The sequence below is a fragment of the Mesorhizobium sp. M0701 genome (assembly GCF_040320365.1).
Lineage (GTDB): Bacteria > Pseudomonadota > Alphaproteobacteria > Rhizobiales > Rhizobiaceae > Mesorhizobium.
On the sequence record NZ_JAMYPO010000061.1, the window covers coordinates 1 to 23462 of the forward strand.

The 23462-nt window shown below is 58.2% G+C and carries 10 protein-coding genes and 13 pseudogenes; 12 read left to right on the plus strand and 11 right to left on the minus strand.

Annotation, left to right across the window (positions count from 1 at the left end; genetic code table 11):
- Positions 1 to 701 precede the first annotated feature (701 nt).
- The 7 genes and pseudogenes from NKI24_RS32640 to NKI24_RS32670 all read left to right on the plus strand — a co-directional run bounded on the left by NKI24_RS32640 (position 702) and on the right by NKI24_RS32670 (position 10275).
- Complete coding sequence (locus NKI24_RS32640) at positions 702 to 1643, plus strand: GHMP family kinase ATP-binding protein (protein WP_352750406.1); 942 nt, start codon at positions 702 to 704, stop codon at positions 1641 to 1643.
- Positions 1644 to 1652: 9 nt separating this feature from the next.
- A complete protein-coding gene (locus tag NKI24_RS32645) occupies positions 1653 to 2711 on the plus strand; it encodes a cysteine synthase family protein (protein ID WP_352750407.1) in 1059 nt (352 codons plus the stop codon).
- Entirely contained in the window at positions 2708 to 5410 is a 2703-nt protein-coding gene (locus NKI24_RS32650; RefSeq protein ID WP_352750408.1) for a lyase family protein, read from the plus strand. Before NKI24_RS32645 ends, NKI24_RS32650 begins: the two co-directional genes overlap by 4 nt.
- A gap of 317 nt (positions 5411 to 5727) precedes the next feature.
- Complete coding sequence (locus NKI24_RS32655; RefSeq protein WP_352750409.1) at positions 5728 to 5991, plus strand: hypothetical protein; 264 nt, start codon at positions 5728 to 5730, stop codon at positions 5989 to 5991.
- Positions 5992 to 6322: 331 nt separating this feature from the next.
- Positions 6323 to 7722, plus strand: a pseudogene (locus NKI24_RS32660) (CapA family protein).
- 81 nt (positions 7723 to 7803) lie between these two features.
- Positions 7804 to 8794: pseudogene (locus NKI24_RS32665) on the plus strand (IS481 family transposase).
- 635 nt (positions 8795 to 9429) lie between these two features.
- Positions 9430 to 10275, plus strand: coding sequence for a LuxR family transcriptional regulator (locus NKI24_RS32670; protein WP_352750410.1), 846 nt, complete (start codon positions 9430 to 9432; stop codon positions 10273 to 10275).
- Positions 10276 to 10832: 557 nt separating this feature from the next.
- Here the strand turns inward: NKI24_RS32670 and NKI24_RS32675 are convergent.
- The 4 genes and pseudogenes from NKI24_RS32675 to NKI24_RS32690 all read right to left on the minus strand — a co-directional run.
- Positions 10833 to 11489: pseudogene (locus NKI24_RS32675) on the minus strand (transposase); the annotation flags it as partial.
- A 106-nt stretch (positions 11490 to 11595) separates the two neighbouring features.
- Entirely contained in the window at positions 11596 to 11946 is a 351-nt protein-coding gene (locus tag NKI24_RS32680; protein WP_023680086.1) for a transposase, read from the minus strand.
- Between the two features lie 110 nt (positions 11947 to 12056).
- Positions 12057 to 12275, minus strand: a pseudogene (locus NKI24_RS32685) (ATP-binding protein); the annotation flags it as partial.
- Between the two features lie 264 nt (positions 12276 to 12539).
- The gene (locus NKI24_RS32690; protein WP_352750411.1) at positions 12540 to 12707 is read right to left on the minus strand and encodes a hypothetical protein; all 168 of its coding nucleotides are present in this window, start codon (positions 12705 to 12707) and stop codon (positions 12540 to 12542) included.
- 167 nt (positions 12708 to 12874) lie between these two features.
- Between NKI24_RS32690 and NKI24_RS32695 the strand changes: the two are divergent.
- Positions 12875 to 13106: pseudogene (locus tag NKI24_RS32695) on the plus strand (hypothetical protein); the annotation flags it as partial.
- Between the two features lie 46 nt (positions 13107 to 13152).
- Here the strand turns inward: NKI24_RS32695 and NKI24_RS32700 are convergent.
- A complete protein-coding gene (locus NKI24_RS32700; protein ID WP_352750412.1) occupies positions 13153 to 14526 on the minus strand; it encodes a hypothetical protein in 1374 nt (457 codons plus the stop codon).
- 460 nt (positions 14527 to 14986) lie between these two features.
- Here NKI24_RS32700 and NKI24_RS32705 point away from each other — a divergent pair.
- The 3 genes and pseudogenes from NKI24_RS32705 to NKI24_RS32715 all read left to right on the plus strand — a co-directional run.
- A pseudogene (locus NKI24_RS32705) lies at positions 14987 to 15411 on the plus strand (IS110 family transposase); the annotation flags it as partial.
- A 303-nt stretch (positions 15412 to 15714) separates the two neighbouring features.
- Positions 15715 to 16518, plus strand: a pseudogene (istA, locus tag NKI24_RS32710) (IS21 family transposase); the annotation flags it as partial.
- 325 nt (positions 16519 to 16843) lie between these two features.
- Complete coding sequence (locus NKI24_RS32715; protein WP_352750413.1) at positions 16844 to 17791, plus strand: aminotransferase class IV; 948 nt, start codon at positions 16844 to 16846, stop codon at positions 17789 to 17791.
- A 40-nt stretch (positions 17792 to 17831) separates the two neighbouring features.
- On the opposite strand, the pseudogene NKI24_RS32720 reads toward NKI24_RS32715, so the two are convergent.
- Positions 17832 to 18421 (minus strand): annotated as a pseudogene (locus tag NKI24_RS32720) (aminotransferase class I/II-fold pyridoxal phosphate-dependent enzyme); the annotation flags it as partial.
- 217 nt (positions 18422 to 18638) lie between these two features.
- Complete coding sequence (locus NKI24_RS32725; protein WP_352750419.1) at positions 18639 to 18956, minus strand: hypothetical protein; 318 nt, start codon at positions 18954 to 18956, stop codon at positions 18639 to 18641.
- On the opposite strand from NKI24_RS32725, the pseudogene NKI24_RS32730 reads away from it, so the two are divergent.
- Positions 18841 to 19447 (plus strand): annotated as a pseudogene (locus NKI24_RS32730) (aminotransferase class I/II-fold pyridoxal phosphate-dependent enzyme); the annotation flags it as partial. The gene NKI24_RS32725 and the pseudogene NKI24_RS32730 sit on opposite strands and share 116 nt — an antisense overlap.
- Positions 19448 to 19859: 412 nt before the next feature.
- Here NKI24_RS32730 and NKI24_RS32735 read toward each other — a convergent pair.
- The 4 pseudogenes from NKI24_RS32735 to NKI24_RS32750 all read right to left on the minus strand — a co-directional run.
- Positions 19860 to 20885: pseudogene (locus NKI24_RS32735) on the minus strand (IS110 family RNA-guided transposase).
- A 73-nt stretch (positions 20886 to 20958) separates the two neighbouring features.
- Positions 20959 to 21469 (minus strand): annotated as a pseudogene (locus NKI24_RS32740) (IS5 family transposase); the annotation flags it as partial.
- A 481-nt stretch (positions 21470 to 21950) separates the two neighbouring features.
- Positions 21951 to 22923, minus strand: a pseudogene (locus tag NKI24_RS32745) (IS110 family RNA-guided transposase); the annotation flags it as partial.
- A gap of 81 nt (positions 22924 to 23004) precedes the next feature.
- Positions 23005 to 23379, minus strand: a pseudogene (locus NKI24_RS32750) (transposase); the annotation flags it as partial.
- Between the last annotated feature and the right edge of the window lie 83 nt (positions 23380 to 23462).

Consider the following 23462-nt stretch of genomic DNA (forward strand, 5'->3'; position numbering starts at 1 on the left):
GCGCCCGTCGCTTCACCCGCCCAGCAGGGCACAACCCACGCCGGAAGCGAACTCAAAACTGGATAGAAACTGGGGGCAACGTCACCTCGCCATCGGCTTTGCGGCGCTTGTGATGGACTAGCCGGCGCGGAACAAGGCGGCGGAGGCTTGATCGAGACCGTCGTGGGCGACGCCGTGATCTGGGCGGGGCATGACGTCGACTGCCCGGCATGTGTCGCGGGTGATCCGCGATGTACGTGGGGGCCCAAAGATCGCGCCGGACGGCCAGATACCAGCGTACGCAAAGCAGGATCACTGAATGCTCAAAACGGCGTCCCTTGAACGTCGCACCTACCGAAATTCGCTGAGACGTTCCATGCGGCGCCGCCGGTAATCAGGGGTGCAACAAATACTACAAGTAATTTCATAGAATCGTTGCAACCGCAAATCACTGCCAATGGTACGTTCACCCCAAAGTCTGAGGTCAGACAGCTAGGCACCTAGGCACCTAGGTACTTGAAAGTATCCCAAATGAAAAACGACCCGCACTCCGATGATCCAAGTCTCATTTCCTAGCAGCAAATCGAACGTCAGCGTACCTGAGGGGAAGTGATATGCCGATCCAGCATTCCACCTATTCCATCGACCCTGCAGGAAGCAGGGGGAGCGTCACGACTACAGAACTTCTAGAAGCCGCCGCCGATCCAGTTTGGAGGCCATACATGTGCTATCAGACGTTCGGAGGCACGGCTGAGCTTATCGCCGAGGATGGACAACAGCCAGGAATTCATTATAGCGAGGCTCTTTGTTGCGGCACATTCGGCGAGTTGCTCCAAGGCGAGTTACCGGTCGGCGCCGTTCCTCGGGACCCTCACTTCTTGGTCACGATGCCCATCGCGGTCTTTGCGCGAGCTCACTTTATGCCGATTGCAGGCACACGATCCGTAACCGTTTATCCATCACATAAAGTCAAAGCAAAACGACTAGCTGAGAATCTCGTGATTGCGCTCGGCGCCTCAGGAGGAATCCTCCTTTTGCGATCTGAGCTCCCCGAAGGCAAAGGGTTGGCGAGTTCGTCTGCGGATCTTGTTGCGGCTGCACGGTCAATCGCCTGCTGTTTCAAGCGTAGAGTCCGGACATCATTGATAGAGAAGCTAATGGCGGAGATCGAGCCGTCCGACGGGGTGATCTACCCAGGAGTGGTCGCATATCGGCAGCGAGCATGTAGCCTTCTCTCCTTTCTTGGGCAAATGCCGCCGCTTGCAATCGTTGGTATTGATGAAGGAGGGACGATCGAAACCGTCGACTATGATCAACGGCGAGGTGAAATCTCCGACAGTCACAGAGCAGAATATCAGGAATTACTCGACCGCGCACAGATAGCAATTCCGCAGGGTGACACGGCCACGATAGGCAGAATAGCTACAGCCAGCGCGCGCCTGCATCAGGAGCGGGCTCCAAAGCAGCACCTGAACTCGATGCTGGAAGCATCCGAGGCCACTGGCGCTCTCGGGGTCATAGTCGCGCACAGCGGCACAATGATTGGAATCCTGCTTGATCGAATGGCGGATGACTTCCCACGGAAGCTTCAGTCCGTGGTCGCCCATATATCGCCGTTCGACAACTCGCCAAAAATATATCTGACCATGACTGGCTGCCGATGAGGAAGCAATATGGACGCCGTTCGCAAACGCCTGCCATTCTCCGGCTATTCTGATGCCTATGCTCTCCCCAACATTATTAGATGTGAGACAAACCTTTATCTTGCGCAGTTTGCGTTCATGAAGCTTCTCCCTGCGAAGTACATCATTGAGCAAGCGCTGGCTCGAGGGACCTTGACGCACGGCATGAAAGTTATCGAGACCTCGAGCGGAACTTTCGCGCTGGGTTTGGCCGTGGTTTGCCTGGAACGTGGATTCCAGCTCGAGATCTTCACAGACCCAGTGATGGACAAAGGCCTGGAAAACAGGTTGCGCTCCTTGGGAGCCGAAGTGTTCATAATAACTGAAAAGGCGAAGCAGGGTGGCTATCAAAGAAGCCGCCTCGACGCATTACACGCTAGGATGAGACATTTGGGCCACTTCTGTTTCTGGCCCCGGCAATATGAAACGCTGGACAACCCCGCAGCCTATAAATTTTTCGCCGAGCAGATATCGGAGATGTTGGGCGCCGACGTAACTTTGGTAGGTTCTGTCGGATCGGGCGGTTCTACTTGCGGGACAATAGAGCGACTTCGCCAAAAAGCCCCTGGTGCGCGCCTGGTCGGAGTTGACACCTTCAATAGCGTCATCTTTGGCCAACCGGACGGCGAACGGAAACTGCGGGGGCTGGGGAACAGTCTTGTCCCCAAGAACGTGAGGCACGAACTGTATGACGAGGTGCATTTCCTCTCGGCTCCCCTCGCCTTTGCTGCAACTCGCACCCTCCACGAGCGGCATGCCGTTTTCGCCGGTCCGACCTCCGGAGCGAGCTACATCGTTGGGCGTTGGCGCGCTCAGCAGGATCCAAGAGAAACCGTAGTTGTCATATGTCCTGATGAAGGGCACCGCTACGTCGAAGCTGCTTACGATCACGAGTGGCTCAAGCAGAACGGGTGTCTACATGAAGGTGTTCTTCTGGACGCTCCGTCTAGCGAAGAGCATCCTTCGACGGCTCTCCCACCATGGAACCGATATCGTTGGAATCGGAGAAGCCGGGAAGCTGTCCTAAACGTGCTGGAGAATGCTTCATGATGAACCGAGGTAGCTTCCTTTTCGTGGAAAGCAACACGACGGGCACTGGCGAACTATTGATGAAGCGGGCCAGGGTCCTGGGCTTTGAGCCCTATCTCGTCACGCGCAATCGTGCGCGCTATCCGTTTCTTAAGGACTCCGTCGCTCACGTTATCGAAGCTGAAACGCGTAGTCCGGATGAACTCATCGGGGTCGCCGCCAAATTAAGAAGGTTGGAAGGAATATATTCATCGTCGGATTATTTTGTGGAAGCAGCGTCTCGTGTCGCGACGGCAATGGGGTTACCAGCACCGAATCCGGAGGCTATAGCCACATGCCGGAACAAATGGAAGCAAGCGGCCGAGTTACAGCGACAATCAATCACGATCCCTGAAACTCGGTTGGCCACATCCATCAGAGACGCCGAGAACATTGTTGCCCAAGCTTCTCTGCCAGTCGTCGTGAAGCCAGTCTCCGGAAGCGGTAGTAGCGGCGTGCGGTTGTGCGATAGTGCCACAGCCGCCATCAAGGCGTTTGAGAGTGCAAAGGACGTGTTGTTGAATCAAGTGGATCTGCCGAGTCCCGACATCCTCATCCAGCAATATATAGAAGGTAAAGAATACTCTGCAGAGATAATTGCTTGCGATGGGGCGCTGCATTGCCTTGGAATTCTTGCCAAGCACAAGGGGGCGGCTCCCTGCTTCGTCGAGGTAGGGCACGACTTCCCGGCCCCGCTTCCGGAGCCATTCCTCCAGGAACTGGCCTCTTTTGCCGCGGGCGCGGTGTCGGCCCTGGGCCTGAAGTTCGGACCGGCTCATGTGGAGTTCGTAATAACGGAGTCGGGCCCCGTCATCATCGAGGTCAACCCCAGGCTGGCTGGAGGAATGATTCCAGTCATGCTCTCGCATGCCTTGGGCACGTCAATCCTTGACATGGTGATTAGACTTTATGCGGGAGAAGGGTTCAAGCCTCCACGCGCGAGCGCAAGGGCGGGAGCCATCCGTTTCCAACTCGTTCGTAAATCCGGCAAGCTCAAACGCCTAGGCTTTTCTCGAAATCCAGACTCGACAGTGCGCGAGGCGGGTCTTCTGAAATCTGAGGGGGAGGAAGTTCAAATAAATGGCGACTTTAGAGACCGGGTAGCCTACGCCATAGGCGTTGCTGATGAACTCAATGCCGCCGCTGCGGCAGCTCAACGGATGATCGATTCCATTGTGATCGATGTTGAGGCGGCTACTGAAGAGTCGGACGACAAGCAAGTCGCTGGGTCAAGCCAGAGCAAGTGGAACCTACATCCGGAAGCGATGAAGTTGCTCGCTTCGCCTATCGAAATCTCGCGTGACGGTCGCCTTCTGCGGCATCAGGCGACCATAGACGAAGCACATCTGGTGATGCTCGCGGACCAGGGCTTGGTCAGCCAAGCAGCCGCTGCCGATCTGCTCAAGCACATCTTGGATCTTCAGGACGAGGGCTTTCAGTCTTTGGAGGGGCGCGATGCTCCCCGTGGTGTCTATCTGGCCTATGAGGCCGAACTTGCCGCCAGAGCCGGCCGGGAAAAGGCCGGCTGGCTGCACCTTGCGAGGTCCCGCAACGACTTGAACGCGACCATTTCTCTTCTGGTCCTTCGGGAAGCTGCGTGTTCCATCTCGCAAGGAATAGGAACTGCACAAGATGCCCTGCTTCAGCGAGTGGAGGAAGCATCGAGACTTGTGGCTCCGTTGTACAGTCAGTATCAGATCGCACTCCCCGGATCGCCAGGGCACTACCTGCTTGGCATCTTCTTCGCTCTGGGGCGCGAGCGCCAGCGCCTCCATTGCCTGCTGGAAGACATCAGGAACTGCCCTATGGGAGCTGGTGCCGGCGGAGGCACCAGCATGCCTATAGATCCGTTAAAGACAGCAAATCTTCTGGGATTCGAACTGCCGTCATTCAACTCACTTGATGCTGTTGCGAGCCGTGACCATCACCTACAAGCGCTTTCACTCTTCGCTGGCGTTTCAATTTTGCTCAGCCGTGTGGCCCAGGACCTGCAGGTTTGGACGACGCGGGAGTCCGCGCTCATCGACGTTCCTCACAATCTTGCTGGCGGCTCTTCCATGCTCCCCCAAAAGAAGAACCCGTTTCTGCTTGAACACATCAAGGGGTCGGCAAGCACCGCGATTGGGGCCTACGTTTCTGCGGCAACAGCAGCCTGCAAAGCGCCTTTCAGCAACTCGATCGAAGCGAGCAACTACGGCTGCTCTCCTCTGAGCCTTGCAGAAGAAGCCCTGAAACGGGCCATCACCCTCACATCGCTTATGGTGAAATTCATGTCTTTCAACGTGCGGTCGATGCGTGAAAATCTGGAAGACGGCTCATCGATGACGGCCGTCGCCGCCGAACGGATGGCGTCGCGAGGCATTCCTTTCAGGAACGCCCACACACTAATTGGCGAGATCGCGGAACGCCTGTCTCAGGATGGCTGCGTCGCGGAGCGCCGACGCGAGCTGGCTAGCCACCTCGCTGATGTGTTGCCGGCGAGTCTTGAAGAGTGCAGGGACGCTCTGCGGTTCGGAGGAGGGCCCGCTAAAAAATCAACCGCCGACCAGGTTTCCGCAGCAAAAACGCTCTTTCGGGACACGCAGCTGAAATGGGCGGTCATGCGGGAACGCTGGGCGCGCGCCGAGATGCACCGCAAACAGAGGGTGAAGGAACTCATCGATAAGCACCAAGGCACCTGAAGGAATAGATATATGAAAAACGTTCTATGGTACTGCCTTGCCTTGGCAATGGGTCGTGTCCCGGCGAGTAGATGCTATGGGGCGAGAGGCGAGGGCGCCGCATCCTTCGGCTCCAATAGATCCACCATCCGAAGAAGGGCCGCATGTCGCAGTCTTTTGACGCGAGCCGGTCCCTTCCCGCTCGAACAGGAACACGATCGTCGCGGTCATCGAAATGTGGGCGCGCGACATCGACGCCTATCATCCATCCCGCCAGCGTTGCCGTCTCACGTGAGCACCGGCGCGCCAAGACCGAGCATCTCGACACCGAGCTTTTGATGCGCGCATTTCTCGGCTGGCTGCGCCGCAAGAATTGCAGTATGGCGGCGATCCAGAAGCTCGAAGAGGGGGCGAGCGGCGCCCGAACCGCGTACGACAGCCCCTTGGTCGGTGACAAGACGCAGCTCAAGGCGATTTGCCCGCTCGACATTCGCAGCTTCCAATTAGGCCTGAGGAACGGCCAACAGGCTCATGGCCATCCGCACCGCGGAGTAAACGCCGCTGCCGGACAACAGCTGCGCCGAGCTCGACCGCTTGCTTGAGCAGCTCGATCTCGTGCGTGCGCAGATCGACAGCATCGAAGGCGACCGCCTTCTCGTCGCACCCGGTGGCGTCCAGAGCGGGCGACGAGCCGATCACTATGCCGCAGATCCTGGCACTGGGCAGGATGCTCCCGGATAGCCGCCACGATGAGCAAGCTCGGATTCGCGTGCGCCGGCTCTAGCGCATGGCGCACGCCGGCCCGGCAGCCTCGACCGGCTTGAGGACCAGCAGCCTGGCCTCGCCATCGTGATGATCGTCTCAAGTGCGGGCATGAAGAACCGATAGAGCAGAACGGATTTGGTTTTAAAAGTCAGCTTATCTGCGAAAACTATGAAGAACCATTCCTACGAGAACAGTCGCCATCCAATCCAGCACGATGGTGGCTTTGATACGGTCGGTTCAATTGCCACAAACGTTGAAGACGGCTTCACAATGGCAGCAGTTGGCGACCTGCTCTTGGCGCGACCAGTAAACAAGGGGCGACATCCTGGGTTCGACGAGCTCGTCAAGATCCTTCATGATGCCGATGTCGGATTCGGCAATATGGAAACCAACATTTTCGATATTCGGTCGTTCGAAGGGAGTCCGCAGGCTGAGTACGTGGTGCGTATTGCATCAGTGTCCCGGAGTTGGGACCTGATTTGAAAGCGATGAGCTTCAATATGCTTAGTCGCGCGAACAACCATACACTCGACTGGGGCCTTGAAGGTATGCGCGAGACGACCCGCGCGCTCGATGAGAACGGGATCATACATGCAGGTGCGGGCGAGAATCTCGCCCAAGCTGGTGCCGCTCGCTTCTTGGAGACCGCGCGCGGTCGCGCGGCATTGGTGTCATTTGCTACAACGTTCAGCCCCATGGCTCGCGCGTGCGATCCCGCTGGCGAGGCGCCAGGCAGACCAGGACTCAATGCTCTTCGTTTGGACAAAAGCATCGTGGTCCTGGCGGAAATGCTCGAAAGCCTGAGACAGATCCGCGCCGCGTTGCCAAACTACAATCCCGCCGGACAGGATCCAAGCCGGGTTGTACTTGGCGGGGTGACATTCAAAACGGGTGACAAAGCAGGTTATAGCTTCGAAGCAAACCCGCGCGATGTCGCTGACATTCTGCGTAACGTTCGGCGCGGCAAGCAGTTCTCCGACTTCTGCATCGCCACGAACCACGGCCACGCGCCCGGCAATTGGAGCTCAGAGCCGCCTGATTCCGAACAATCGTTCGCCCGCAGGCTTATTGATGCTGGAGCGGACGCATACCTTGGGCACGGGCCTCATCAGTTGCGAGGCATCGAGATCTACAAAGGGCGGCCTATCTTTTATAGCCTGGGGAATTTCTTCTGTGAGGACCTCCGCACGCCCTTGGGCGCTGACATGTACGCCGTCTACGATAAGCATCCAAAAGTTGACACGGATGCCGAGGTGACCATCGACGAGGTGGTTCAAAGGATATCCGTCGCGGGAAGGATTTGTGGATGCGCTCCCCGACCAGATCTACTACGAGAGCATCGTTTCGGTCAGCCATATGAGGGTAACCAACTTGCTGAATTACGGCTCTATCCAATCGAGCTTGGTCACTTGAAGAGGTTTGCGAACCGGGGCGTGCCACGTCTCGCTCCCGTACCGCAAGCCGTAGCCATTCTGGAGCGGCTACAGAAGCTCTCGCAGCCATTTGGCACCAAAATCGAGATTGAGAACGGCGTTGGATTGATCCGGCTGCCGCCCAGATCGGACTAACGCGGCCTCGGATAAACTACTTAGATGTTTGATCCCAGGCTTTGATGGCTCATCATTGTCGTCCGAATCAAAGGATGCACTATGGGCCAGGTTCTTCATGGGAGCGCCACAACGACAGAGGCGATCCGTCGAGCGATACAACATAGTGAAGCGAGCCTGAGGTCGCTTTCGAAGCGCTATGGCATCAACCCCAAGACGGTCGCGAAGTGGAAGAAGCGGAGTTCGACCGCCGATCTGCCCACCGGCCCCAGGGAGCCGAGATCGACGGTTCTGTCTGCCGAGGAAGAGGCCGTTATTGTGGCCTTCCGCCGCTACACGCTGCTGCCGCTCGACGATTGCCTCTACGCGTTGCAGCCGACGATCCCGCATCTGACGCGATCTTCATTGCACCGCTGTCTGCAGCGCCACGGCATCGGCCGATTGCCGGATGTCGAGGGCGACAAGCCGGCGAAGAAGAAGTTCAAGGCCTATCCGATCGGCTTCTTCCACGTTGATATCGCGGAGGTTCGAACCGAACAGGGCAAGCTACACATGTTCGTCGCCATCGACCGAACCTCGAAGTTCGCCTTCGTCGAACTGCACGAGAAGGCTCCGACAGCCATTTCCAAGAGTTTCTGCTACGCCTGATCGCGACCGTCCCCTACAGGATCCACACCGTTCTCACCGACAACGGCATCCAGTTCACCACGCCAGGCGTTGGCGGTTCGGCCGTTCCGCTGATCAGGAGGCAATCGCAAATGGCGAGATATTCCGGGCTCATGCCTTCGAATACGCCTGTGCCAAGAACGATATCGAACATCGAACCACAAAGCCAAAGCACCCCTGGACGAACGGTCAGGTCGAGAGAATGAACCGGACCATCAAGGGCGCAACCGTCAAACGCTTCCATTACGACGATCACGACCAACTGCGTCGGCATCTTGCCGACTTCGTCGCGGCCTACAATTTCGGCCGCAGGCTGAAGACCCTCAAGGGCCTGACGCCCTACGAGTTCATCTGCAAGGCATGGGCTTCCCAGCCCGAGCGCTTCACTCTCAATCCGCTCCAGCAAATGCCGGGACTAAACACTTAGAGCGCGTCCTTCTGTGACTGAATCGACCCACGCTTGGCTATTTGTGATTTACATGCAGACGTATAGGACCCGCCCGACTGAAAAATGGCAGGAGATGGCGAAAACGGTCCCCCCGTCGCTTCCCGAACCTGATGCGTGGACCGGCACGGCTTCGGCCAAGGAGCATTGAAGTGCAAGCCGGCGAAAACCCATCGACGCTCGCAGCGAAGAACGCCGAGCCGCATCAGGAAACCGGATATAGGTCAGCAGTTGTGACCATTGATCCTGACCCAGCCAAGCTGTGGCACCGGGGCGAGTCACATATCTCGATAAATGGGAATCCCCTTCCGATTCAGCCTCGCTTCATCCCGTCTTGCCGATGTAGTTTGGAAAACGTGCACAGATATAGATATGGTCGCCGAAGTCAGTTCAAGAAACATGACAGAATAAATGTTTATTTCAAAAAATGAAAACTTCCGAAAAAAAACTGTAGCAACTACTTAATATAAAATAATTTCTTCTTTGGGATGGAATTGGTGATATTTACAACTTTGACGATATCGGTTCGGAAGGAGCGGCGTGCAGTGCCTCAGCCTTGGGCCAGCGCTTTGCGCAGCATTGATGACGTCCGGCGCAAATGGTGCGGAGCAGAGACTATGGAACGCGTGCCGATGACTGCGGTCTCTCAACTTCGAGGGTCAGCAACCAGATTGTCCGACCAGTTTTCTTTGGCCCCGTCGATGCATTTCCCGAACGCAGCGAGGGAAGCGTTTGCGGTCGAGTTCGGCCGATTTCTTGACCAGACTGACGGCATTGGTCAATCCAAGCAGTTGTTCGACCTGTTATCTGCGTTTGCCCTGAACTTTGATTGCCCGTGGATCGCCTATGGTTCTCATACACCCGACGGAAAGCTTTTGAAGCCGATCCGACGCGATCCGGCAGTCATGCTGAGTTATCCTGATGAATGGCAGCAGCGCTATTTCAAAATGGGTTATGACAGGATAGACCCCATCATCAAGGCGAGTCGAACGCGGGCAGGCGCCTTTCGATGGAGCGAGGTGCACAACGACGCAAGCACGACTGAGGACGAACGGCGCGTTTTCGAAGAGGCTGCGACGTTCGGCTTAAGGTCAGGTATTAGTGTTCCATTGCACGACCCCGATGGCAGCTTTGCGATCATGAGCTTTGCTCGACCCTGGGGCCGCGAATTCCCAAATAGAACAATCACCTACTTGCAACTTGCCGCGTTGCATTTCCATCTTATGGCCACAAAGTTCGCGAGCGCGACTGGCATAGAGCAAGCTCCTAAACTTTCTGTAAGAGAAAAAGAGTGTATCCTATGGACTGCGAGAGGGAAATCGTCGTGGGAAATAGGAGTTATTCTAGGGATATCTGTAAATACTGTCAATTTCCACATAAAAAATGTCAAGAAAAAATTGGATACTGCTAGCAGAACGGCAGCCGCCATAAAGGCAGCAAACTTACGCATCATAGAATTGTAAGAAACTCTCCGCGAACGCAAGCCGGCACAGCCCGCCGGTGGCTCGGCTGTGCCGCTGATTAAGGAGGAAATGGCATTCGAATACGCTTGCGCCAGGAAGGCACATCGAGCACCTCACGACGAAGGCAAGGCACCCATGAACTGACGACCAGGCCGAGAGAACAACCGGACTATCAAGGACGCCATCGTCAAGCGCTTGTATAGCGGAGCCAGGATCAGCTCCGGCAGCGCCTCACCGGACTTTCTCTCCGCCTAAAACTTGGCCGAAGGCTCAAGGGCCTAGCGCCCTATAGGTTCATCCGCGAGGCCTGCGCTGCACAGCCGGACCGCTTCAGGTTAAATCAGCCAGCAAATGCCGAGACTAGCTAGTTTCCATCCATAAATGCCCCTTTTGGTGAGCGTTTACAGAGCTTTGCCGCAGGAAGAACGTCGTTTGCGTGACCGGGCCGACGCGAAGTCCAATGAATCGCGCCAGAAAGAATTCGCCGAACGGAAGTTAGTCATGGCTATGGAGCCGGCGCCTGCCGGAGGGCTGCTGACCCGCGCAATGGCTCGACGTCAGGTCCGATTGAGACGTGCGAAGAGGAAGATTGTAGGCCACGATCGAGGACCAGACGTAGCTCTTGAAGTGATCAAGGCAACGCCAGGCGCAGCGCGCCAAGCCATAAGCGCGCTTGAGGCATGAGATGTCGGCCTCGATGCCGGCGCGGAAGTTGCGCAGCTTGCGGTAGACCCAATTGCTTCTAACCATGTCCTCGATCCTGAGGCCGGCTTTCTTGTGGAATGCCATGTCGCGAACGCCCAAGGTCTTGGCTGTAGCCAGATTGTCGCGACTGGCAAAGCCGCCGTCGGCCGCCGCCTGCCGCGGCGCGTGACCATAGAAGGCGATGTGGCGTTCCAGCATCGGCAGCAATCGATCGCTGTCGCGCGGATTGCCCGCCTCGATCACCAGATCGAAGATCATGCCGCTCCTGCCGGTGGTCAGGTTGAGCTTGTGGCCGTATTCGGTGTCGCGGCTGCCTTTGACGATGATATCGGCATGGGGCTCGAACAGGCTGACCAGCTTGTCGCTGGCCGGCACCAACTCGCCGGCCACCACCCGCCGCTCGCTCTATGTGATGATGCGTTCGATCAGCGGCCGATGGTGACGAACCTGGGCCTGCCACAGTGCGAGAGCGGAGTGCTCGCCACGGCCAATCGTTCCGTCGCCTGCTTCCGTAAGCTTCGAAGCTGTCGGAGATCTCACCCATCGTCACGACGAGCGCTGTGTCGTCCACGGCGGTTTCGGGCTGATCGTACTAGGTTGATCGCGCGATCCCCATCAGCCGGCATCCTTCAGCGATGGAGACACCGCCGGGCCGGTGATCACGGATGTAGTCCCGCTTCTCGGACGTGGTGCGCTTTTCAGAGCCCCCTTTAGAAACTCAATTTCCAAGGCTTGCCGGCCTACCAGCCGCTCCAGCGCTGCGATCCGCGCCTCATAGGTCTGCATCGTGTCGGCCGCCGCTACGTCTTCGTCGAAGGAGCCGGCCTCGTATTTCTGAACCCAGATGCGGATCAGGTTACGCGGCAGTTCGTGCCGCTTGGCGAGACCATGCAGCGTCTCGCCGGACAGGAACTCCTGCACTACCTGACGTTTGAACTCGATGCTGTGCGTGCGATAAGTCACCATGGGCTTCCATCCTTCGAAAGTCCGGCTTCCAAGTCAATTCTGCTTGTTCATCCTGTCCGGTCTGAGGGGCGCACTCCAAAGGCCGAAGTAAAATTCCCCAGTTTCGCCGCTCAGGCTATCGCGGAGGGGTGTCCATTTTTCGGTGGCCGGCCGCGCGGCCGCGACGGTCCATTTAGTGTCGGCGGCGTGATGGAGGCTTTTGATCGCAGGTGTTCGGGCATGAACTCGGCGTGCTGGCGGAGCCGATAGCTTGATCCTTCGATCTGGACGACGACCGCATGGTGAAGCAGGCGATCGAGAAGTGCGGTTGCGACGACAGGCTCAGCGAAGTTTTCATGATGCCTTCTTCCTTGATCGCCTGGTGCGAGCGGTCCGCGCCCGCAGCGTGTTGATCTGATCGTCTGAGACTTCGATTTGCCACACGGCTGCCCCTTTGTGAGCTGGCGTCCCTCGATCCAGCCGCGGGCGAGGTAGTCGAAGACGGTTTGGGGTGTGACGCCCAGGGCGGCGGCTGCCCCTTGAACAGAGTAGGTTCCATCTGGCCAGCGGTCGGGATTGGCGCTCGTCCCATTGATCTTGACCGTGGGGATGCCTCAACGTGTCCGCAGAAGCCAGACATTCTCACCTTTGAACGCGCAGCCGCGTGCTGCGACAAAGCCTTCCGCGTTCAACGCCACCGCGATCTCCTTGTCCATTTTGCCTGCCGCGTTGAGTTCGATCAGCGCGGCGCCGTAGCCGCTCCAGATCGGCGTAGTCGCCATAGGTGTGGACCCGCCTCTGGAGAGAGTGCTCGCTTGTCGCTCCCGTCTGCCACAGGATCTTGAACCAGACCTGGCCCTGGAAGCGCTTCTGGTCGAGAATGACCTCGCAGATGATGAGGCGCAGAATGCCCTTGCGCTCGGCCGCCGTTGTCGAAGGCGAGGGTAGAGCGACCGGCTTCGGCATCCGGCTGGACCGCCTATTCCGACGCGGTCATTGCCCGCTTCTACGATCCGCAGTACCGGCTTGGAGGCGGAGCCCCGAGGAAGCGATGGAGTGGTCGCTGCACTAATTCCGCATTCGCGGCGTGGCGACGGACCCCACCTTCCCTCGAAGCGATCATGGGCCATGCGAAGTTTCGCGATAACTCCTATACGACCAGGTTCATCGACTCAACGCCATAGCACTTCACGCACGGGAACGTCTTGGCGGGTTCAGCTGAGAAATTTAGTTGATAGCTATCGGTAGTAGAATCCCGCTTCGCCCAACGTTCATCACAGGATCGAGGCTTGCGCGCGACTGAAAACCTGCTAGGCGGCCACCGAATACGTAACAGTCAATTCCATACGCCATTTTCTTGATCGACCGGCTTGGTAGATGCAGAGCTGTAACCTCTCCGGGCGCGATGTACTCTTGAACGACGTAAGGGTTGCGGGCGGCCCGGTCAATGTATTCTTCCCACACCTCTAAGGATGTGAGGCGCCCAACCAAGACATGCTCGCCACGCGTCGCGTTAGAGGGCTTTAGAACAAGATCGGTCTTGTTCTTCCGGATGTAGCTGATGAGCTCAATCCGACGCCGTTTTGGATCAGTCGTTATTCCCTCTCTAACAAGACGGGTCCAGGGAACGTGGCGTGCAATAAACTCGATCTGCTCGACGTTGAAGTTTGAGCTGAATCGATCATCGCTAAGTAAAGCAAGGATTGCCTTGTCAGACAATACCCATTGGGAGATCCACGGGTTTATCGAAACTACATTTTCAGATGCGCAGGCGTTTAAGTAACCCTCAGTTTCCATCGCCTCAATAAAGTCCCTAGGATCGAGTTTATTGTAAACAAGCTCGATGAGTTCACCGTCAGGGCCGACTAGTCCACGAGGTGTCAGCTTCATGTCGCTAACATCCAGCAACGCTGCTCTGACGCCTGCGTCTCTTAGGCCATTAACGATCCAATCTACTTCGTTTGTGTAACGTCCACGAAAGTTGACTACGGCGGCAGTTTTTAGCTCGCGGCCCGCCGCAGCGTAATAGGCAGACACCAACTCCCGGACAAAGCAGTTCGGATCTTTCGCGAAAGGCTGCTTGCTCACGTCCAGTGACAGGCCATGTGTCAATGGGTTGGGTATACGGCTCCAGACTTTTGCAGCGAGGCCGTTCTGAATAACGCCGCCGGGCGCTTCGGTATTCGTTTCAATTATCTTATAATAGCCATCGCTGCCGAAAAGGCCATCCAGTCGGCATATTCTTACAATCGGCCGATGTTTTGGCAGATTAGTGATCAAACCCCGCAAATGTTTATAAGCTGGAAATAGGTCTTGTACGTCTTCATTGCAGCAATACAGCTCAGCGGCGACATCAAGGAGCTTGGTCACGGCCTCAGCGGTAGCGCTGAGGTGATTTGCCAGACCGCAGTCTATCGCAAGGGGCCGGAGACATACGGGATACGCCCGCCCCTCAAAGTGCATGCCCGCCTCTGCAATCGCGCTGGACAGCTCGTCCTGAGCCTCCCAGATCGAGGCTGAATCGCAAGTTGCTAGCTCGCAAAGTCGGCGCTCAATTCGTGCATCCGCCTCGCTGATTGCAGGCACCGTCGCAATTGTCATAGGGAGCTCCTATCTAGTGGCCTTGTGGTATTGGAGTTTGCGCGACCGGATCGATTCTTGGGCACAGCGCGAATTTAGCTCGATCCGGTCAGCCAGTCAGCAGGCCGCCGGAGCGCGGGAAATCTCGTCCTCGTTTAGCGTCGCGTGCCGGACCATTTGGTGCCCGGTTGGTCGCTGACAGGACTTGAAAGATAGTATGTCGACGTTTTTCAGGAACTGCCAAATCTGGTGGCTTGACGCTGCCCGCAATAACGTGGCTTCGCCACTGTTCGGCGGTTCTCTCTGCAGAGACTGAAGGTGACCTGATGGGTTGTCTAATCGCCGCTGGGACGGCAAGCATGTAATTGCGTCGAGACGACGGGCGATGCGCTCCCGCGATTACCCCATGTGGACGGCCTCTGCTCCCGGCATCGAGGTGCCATAGTGTGGCTGTCACAAGTCACAAGAGGGAGAGCAGTCCATGGAGAAAGTTACCACAGTAGGTCTGGATATGGCGAAGCAGGTCTTTCAGCTGGCGGCGGGGTCCTCGTTCGTCGGAAGTTACGGCGAGGCGTTGCCCTCCGGCCTGATCGGAATTGAGGCTTGTGCGACCGGACACCACTGGGCCCGCGTTCTCATGCGGCTGGGTCATGAGGTTCGGTTGATGCTGGCCTCCTATGTCTGCCATACGTAAGGCGGCAGAAGAACGACGGGACAGATGCTGAGGCGATCTGCGAAGCGGTGACGCGGCCGTCGATGCGCTTCGTTCCGGTGAAGAGCGTGCAGCAGAGAGCGTGTGCTGATGCTGCGGGAGCACGAGAGCTTCTGATCCGGCAGCGGACAATGCTGGTCAACGCCTTACGCGGCCACCTGACTAAGTTCGGAATCGTGACGCGCCAGGGCATTGTCGCGTCGGGATGCTGATTGAACTCGTCGTAGATGAGAATAACGAGCTCATTCCACCGCTTGCCCGACTTTCGCTTATTCCCCAGGTCGAGCAGCTACGAGCGGCGCATGAGAAGGTCATTGACCTGCATGCGTATTTCAGAAATTCGCGGACACCCATTCCGCTAATTCGCGGACAGCGATTTCAGTAATTACGGGACAGTGATTCCGCTAATCCCGGACAGTCTTCGGGGCGGATAACGGTCGGTTCTCGGGAGCGCCGTTCTGGCATTTTGCCCTCTCATCATCGGGTTGAGAGGGGCCATGCCAAGACGGAAGCAAGCGAGACGAACGACAGTGAAAGCCTACGATCCATCCTGCGCCTGACGCATGAGCAGGCCCTCTCGGTGCGAGCGGTGTCGGAACGGCTGAAGATCAGCAAGACTTCGGCTTCGACCTATCTGTTGCGGGCGCGTGAGGCTGGCATCTCGGACTGGCCGCTGCCGCCGGGCTATGACGTATTGCTTGAGCGGCTTCTGTTTCGCCGGGTTGGCCGTCCGCCGCAGCATCTGGACGAGCCCGATTGGGCGATGATCTCGCGCGAGCTGAAGCGCAAGGGCGTGACGCTGACGTTGTTGTGGCAGGAATACCGCGCGGCGCACCCCGATAGTTATGGCTACACCTGCTTTTGTGACCGGTTCGGCGCTTTCCAGCGCCAGTCGAGCGCGACGTTCCGCAACCGCCACGAGGCGGGCGCGGTGATGCAGACCGACTATTCGGGCCACACCGTGCCCATTGTCGATCCCGATACTGGCGTCATCTACCAGGCACAGATCTTCGTCGCGGTGCTGGGCGCCTCGTCCTTCACCTTCGCCTATGCCAGCTTCAGCCAAAAACTGCCCGACTGGATCGAGGGCCAGTGCCGGGCACTCACCTTCTTCGGCGGGGTAACTAAAGGCGATCGTCTGCGACAATCTGAAGGCCGGCGTCGCCAAGGCGCTGTGGTTCGAGCCGACCCTCAACCAGACCTTCGCCGCCATGGCCGAACATTACGACACGACGATCCTGCCGACCCGCAGCCGCAAGCCGCGCGACAAGGGCAAGGTCGAGGGCGCGGTGCTGATCGTGGCCGTTGAGGGACGTCGAGGCCTTGACGTCTTCGTCAAGACAAAGCTCTGTACCAATCCTACGTCCGAAAATTCCGAAGCATGATTTCGCCTGATCGTGTCCAGTTCGAGCCGCAGGTTGACGGGGTAGAGTCGGGCGGTTGCGCTGAAGCCATCATTCCGGTCGCGTTTTGAAATTTCCATTGCGCGTCCACCATCAGATTGAGCCTTTTCGACCTGAGAACCGTGCGATCTAGGAGCGCAGTTGATCCAGCGTCGGGACGGTGTGAGTTGCCAGATCGTTCGACGCTGGCGAAGCCTCTCGGTGCAAGGAAGAAGAAGCCACAATGACACAGTTATTACCCGCGATGCCAAGTGTCGATGACTGTTACTTTGACCAACGGCGCTACCCGGACGGGGTCGCCTTTATGGATGGGCAATACCTGCCGATGTCCGAGGCCAAAATATCCGTGCTCGATTGGGGGTTCCTGCACTCGGACGCCACTTACGACACGGTACACGTCTGGAATGGCAGATTCTTCCGGCTGGATTTGCATCTTGACCGCTTCTTTGGGGGCGTGGAACGGCTGCGAATGAAGCTGCCCTATGATCGGGAGCAAATAGAGTCGATCCTGACAAATTGTGTCGCCTTGTCGGGGCATAGGTCGGCATACGTGGAGATGATCTGCACGCGCGGTTCATCGCCGACCTTCAGCCGCGATCCCCGCCAAGCGGAGAACCGGTTCATGGCTTTTGCTGTCCCTTTTGGCTCGGTCGCCAACAAGGAACAGCTGGAAAGAGGCTTGCATGTCGCCATAAGCGAAACCATCCGCATCCCGCCCAAATCGATCGATCCCTCGATCAAGAACTATCATTGGCTCGATCTCGTGAAGGGCCTTTTCGACGCCTACGACAGGGGGGCGGAGACAGCGCTGATCTTAGATACGAACGGGCACATTGCGGAGGGACCCGGCTTCAATGTGTTCGTTGTAAAGGACGGGTCCCTGAGGACACCCGCTTTTGGGGTGTTGCCGGGCATCACGCGCCGGACTGTGTTCGACCTTTGCGCCGAGATTGGGTTGTCGGCCACGGCTGCCGATATTAGTCGTGCTGAGATCAAAGAGGCTGACGAGGTGTTCATCACCTCGACTGCCGGCGGCATTATGCCCGTGACCCGTATCGACGACGCCGTGATCGCTACTGGTCGCGTCGGATTCGTCACTCGCCGGCTCATGGATATCTACTGGCAAAGGCATGATGATCCGGCATGGTCGACTGCTGTCATTTACCCTTGACGGAGATGAGCGATGCAGCAGCAATTTAGGGGAGTGGCTTCAGATCGCAAACGCCGCCAAGATTGGCGATGATGCCGTCCATGGAAAACACACCATCGGTCGCGATCAGTTTGAAGCGGCTGCGCTCCGCCCTGTTAAGCTCTTCTTCAAGCGCTTCCATGTCATTGTTGGCGTAGCGGAAGCGCCTTGCCTTTGAAAGTCGTACGCCGTCGATAATGGAGGCGTGGTTCAGCGCATCGGATATAACGGCGTCTTCCTCGCGAGCAGCGTTTCGAACAAACCAGCATTGGCGTCAAAACAGGATGAATAGAGGATCGCATCTTCCACCGTGAGGAATGATGAGATGCGCGTCTCGAGTTGCTTGTGCTCTTGCAGACTGCCGCAGATGAAGCGGACCGAGGCCATGCCGTATCCATAGCAGTCGAGCGCAGCCTTAGCCGCGTCCCGCAGATCTTGACTGTCGGCGAGACCGAGATAGTTGTTGGCGCAGAAATTCAGGACCTTGCTGCCATCCGCGAGTTCGATGTCGGACGACTGCGTCGAAGCGACAACGCGCTCGGATTTGTAGAGCCCCGCGGATTTCAAGCCAGCCAGTTCCGCAGACAAATAGGCAATGAAATCGTTGTTCATCGGCAACTCCGCAGGAATGGCGTGGAGTACACCTTACAAAAGCATGTGCCCTTGATCACATGGTAACGGCTGCATATTCGCTCAACCTCACGCGCCACGAGGCGATATATAGCGTAGCCAGCTGCCAGCCCGTCGTATTGCACAGGGATTGTGACATAGAGCAAACCGGCATCACCATTTCGCGGGCGTGTCGGTCGCCTAGTTGAGGTAAGCGTCCTCAGCGCGCGGCGAGAGCTCGGCGGCGCAGAAAGTTGCCGCACCATCGCGGATCCCGATCGTCCTCCGGCTGCCGAGCTCCCAGCAGCAGGTGACGTCGGCATATATCGCCAGTCCACCAAATCCGTGGCGGCACCCCGCCGAAGCACGCCTGCTCGACTTTCGGGAGTTTGCGTGACGACAGCTCCATCGTCATCGCAACGGCCGAGAAATACGGCGCGATGGTCATGGTCGACGACAGCCACGCGGTCGGCTTGGTCGGCAGGCATGGGCTCGGCACGGCGGAGCATTGCGGCGTGGAGGGCAGGGTGGAGATCATCACCGGCACGCTGGGCAAGGCGCTCGGCGGCGCCTCGGGCGGCTATACGGCAGGCAGGCGCGAGGTCATCGACTGGCTTCGCCAGCGCTCGCGGCCGTATCTCTTCTCCAATACGCTGATGCCCGCAATCACAGGGGCATCGCTGAAGGTGTTCGATCTGATCGAACAAGGCGATGCGCTGCGCAAAAAGCTTTATGCCAATGCCGACCGCTTCCGCTCGAAGATGTCGAAGGCGGGCTTCACGCTCGCTGGCGCGGACGCCGATAATTCCTTTGACGTTGGGCGACGCAGGCCTCGCGCAGCAGATGGCCGAGAAAATGCTCCAGCGCGGCATTTATGTGATCGGTTTCTACTTCCCCGCAGTGCCGAAGGGTCAGGCGCGCATCCGCACGCAGATGTCTGCCGCACATTCGAGTATGGATCTCGACGGTACCGTGGAGGCCTTCACGGAGGTTGGCAGGGAATCGGGAGTCATCCGATGTCCAACATGACGGAATGCTGCCGGCCGACGCACGCAGAGTTGCCTGACCGCAATGGAGAGAGTGCGAGGAATATCTCCGACCTAGAGACGACGCGTATGCATGTGCCCGAACTGAAGGTTGCGTGAGCCACCCTCCGCTTAGAGTCCTCTCTGATTGGGGTCGTCGCGGTCAAGCTGCTCCTTTTTTCCGGATCGTATCGTCCGCGGGTCACGCGCTTCTCTTCGCGGTCGGCGCTGGGCCGCCGCATGATGGGTTCAGGAGAGCACGGCGTCTCAATCTGTTTCACGACCTTTGAAGGCTTTCGCCCCCCAAGGTTCCGGACTCTCAACGAGATCGCCTTGCCCATCGTCCCCACGGAACGATCTGGTATCACCCTTGCGCGCGAAGCTGTATTTCTTGCTCCTCCAGTTTTCGTTTCATTTCATCCCGTCGCTGCGCAGACCGGTTGCTTGCCGTAGCGGAACTCGGTCGTATCGACCCACATGCGATGCACGATGACTGCGAGCTTGCGGGCGACCGCGACCCGAGCTCGCGCCATGCCGCGTCGCCTGGCGATGTTCATGCCCCATGCTCTGAGGCTCGACCATTTCTTGGAGCGCACAAGCAGTGTGGGCGACCTCATAAAGCGTGGTGCGAGCAAGTTCGTCGCCGCATCGGCTGATCTTGCCTGGATGTCGGTCTCGCCCGACTGGTAACGCGCCGGCGTCAGGCCCAGATGGGCGCCAACATTCCTCGATCGGCTAAAGCGATCGGCGCGGTCGATCGTGGCGCGGAAGACAAGTGCGGTGATGGGCCAACACCGGGAACGCTCATCAGACGCCGGCAGACCTCTTCCTTGCGAACGAGATCGACAACCTGCTTCGTCAGGCGGGCGAATTCTCTCAGCATCGCGCTGAGGATCGCCAGCTGCGGCTCGACCAGCGGCATGACGATCGGGTCTGTGCCGGCCAGGTCGCGCACACGACCGGCGAAGGCGGTTCGTGACGAGGTGCCCAGCTTGATGCCGGCCCCCCGCAGGATCGCCCTGACCACGTTCTCGATGGTGCGCATTTCGTTCAGCACCGTGCGGTCGGCGACAAGCAGGAAACGCCAGAGCCGGCACTGTCGGCTTTTCACATGCACCCGCCGATACCAGCCGGTGCGCATGATCTGCGCCAATGCGCAGGCATCGTTGCGATCGGCTTGTCTTCATCGCCGCATTGGCCTGCCGCGTCTCGATGCAAATCGCCGACAGGTCCTCGGCACGTAGCCCGTCATGAAGCCACGCCGTCAGCGAACACGCTTCCAGGCCGATCCGCTCAAGCGGCAGACCGATTTCACCCAGTGCGTCGATCAACGCCTGCGGGCCGCTCGATGCTCGTGCTTCCTTCGCGATCCGGCCACTCTCGTCGACAATACAAATGGCGGTCTCTTCCAAAGACACGTCCAGTCCGGCAAAATACTTCATGGCTGCTCCTTCCTGATGTTTGTGGCGATTCAACATCGACCACGTTCTCACATCTCTACAGGAGCAGCCGCTTTCATCTCGGCTCGGAAGAGACCCCAATCCACCCCATCTGTTTGGGAATTGGTTCAATGGCTGTTCTGCGCATCAAGAGACTGCCTACGGCGGCGTGGATAATGGTTTCGGAGATGTCGGCGTCGTTCGTAGTCGCGCAAGAGGCGGCGCCAGCGTGTGAGCCAGCCGAAGGTTCGCTCGACAACCCAGCGGCGGGGTAAAACTTCGAAGCCTTTCTGGTCATCGGATCGGCGGATGACCTCGACCACGAAGTCTAGATAGACGGCTTTGTCCATGAGTTTTAGCCGATCATAGGCGCCCTCGGCGAACAGATGCTTCACCCAGGGCCAGCGCTTGCGGATACCATCCAAGATCGCCTGAGCGCCGGCGCTGTCGGAGATATCGGCCGCCGTCAAGTTGACCATCAACAGCCGCCCATCCGTATCCACTGCGATATGGCGCTTGCGTCCGACGATCTTCTTGCCGGCGTCATAACCCCTTATTCTTGCTGGCGGAGCCTTGACCGACTGGCTTCTCATTCGGCGGTTTGAAGTCAAGCGCCTTGTAGCTCTTTCCGCTTCGCCGGCATTGGACGTCTTTCGCGGGGCCTTGCTTCTCTCCGGTATCGGCGCTCTGGCCCTACCCTCTATGGGGTTTCAGAATAATGAGGTGGAACAATCTGTCGAGCGCCTTGATTGCCGATGATGGGCAATCAAGGCAAGCCAGTCGGCGAACTCACCTCATCCTCGTCCCGCGAAGGACAGCTTTCCACCTGCCGGTGGACCTGTGTCGCCACCTTCTATCGGGGGCGATGATTGTCACATTTGATCCTGGTTCATTCCCTACGATCTCCTTGTTCGGCCGATTGGGCGACCATCTCCTCGTCCCGATCTGATTCCGCGCTGCCCGCCGCGCGCAGTGATCGTCAAGGGTGGGGACCGAAGGGCCCATCGCGCAACGACTTGCCCTTGACGGGCACGAGCACGGCGGCAGCTCACGCTGGTCGTGACACGGTCAGCCGGCGGCCGGCATGATTTCCGTCCTGATCCAGCGGAACTGTGTGCCGTCGCTCCAGATGCGATGCATGATCACCGGCAGCCGGCGGGCGAGCGCAACGATGGCTTTCTGCTGGCCGCGCCGCTTGGCGACGTTCACCGCCCAGGCCTTCACCCAGGACCATTTAGTCACCCGCGTCAGCAGGGTCTGCGCGGACTTGTAGAGCAACGTTCGCATCATGCCGTCGCCGCATAACGAGATCCCGCTCACCCGGCGGCTTTCGCCCGATTCATGGAGCGCCGGCGTCAGGCCCAAAATCGGCCCGACCGCCTTGGAGTTGCGGAAGCGGGCCGGATATAGATCGTCGCGGTGTAGGCCAGCGACACGACGGGGCCGACACCGGGGATCGACATCAGCCGGCGGCAAACCTCATCATCCCGGACGATCGCCAGAAGCTCGCGGTGCAGGGTGGCAAAGTGCTGGCGCAGCTTGCGGCGCGGGTCGAGCAGCGGTTCGACGATCTCGGCAGATCGGACATGCCTTCGGTGAGCTCGCGGATCCGCTCCTCGAACTTGACCGAACCGACCATGCTGACCTTGAGCCCAAAATTGCGCAACAGGCCCGCGAATGTCATTTTCAATGGCAATCGCCTTTTCCTTTAAGAGCTTGCGCGCCGTCAGCAGCGCCCGACGCTTCTGGCTCGTCAGGGTCTTAACGTCCACCGGGCGGAACAGATTGACCCGCATCATCTGCGCGATCCCGCGAGCATCATTGCGGTCGGTCTTGTTCGGCTGCGCCTTCAGGAATGCTTTGACGTGACCCGTCTCAATGCAAACCACTGGCAAGCCGGTTTTGGCAAGACCCTCGAACAGCCCTTGCGACAAAGGTCCGCTTCAAGCCCCACGCGTTCCAACCGCCAGGCGGGATCCTTCGACACATCCTCGGGATGGCTCGGCACCTTCACCTCGCGGCACACCGTGCCTGTTTCGCTGTTCCAGGGAACCGATCACGTTTTATCATCAGCTCGAAGCGCAGCACCTTGATGGCATCACCGCCAAAAGAGAGGCTCAAGCCGAATACCCCATCTGTCGATCACCGCCGCCGTGGGACTGGCCTCGCGCCCGGCCCGCTCACGATCCAGCATCAGAGCCACGTCGTGGATGGTCTGGAACAAAAAGCGCCGCGCCAGCTCTCGAAACCAGCCATAGACCGTCTGCCACGGCCCAAAGTGGACCGGCAGTATCCGCCTGCCGCACCCCGAACGCACAGGGTAGCGCACCGCATTGATCACCTCGCGAAAATCAACCTCGCGCGGACGCCCACGCCGCCCAGGCTTGGACATCAGCGGCGCGAACTGCTCCCACTCCTCGTCCGTCAAATCAGACGGGTAGCGCTTGGTCTGCTTGGCGATCTGGGCCATCCGGCCACGGCTCTGCTTTGTCCACATCCACAGCTTGAATCATAACCCAGCCTCAGACGAAACCCCAGGAAGCCGATTTCAAAACGGCCTCTTAGTCTTAGGCTTCATTT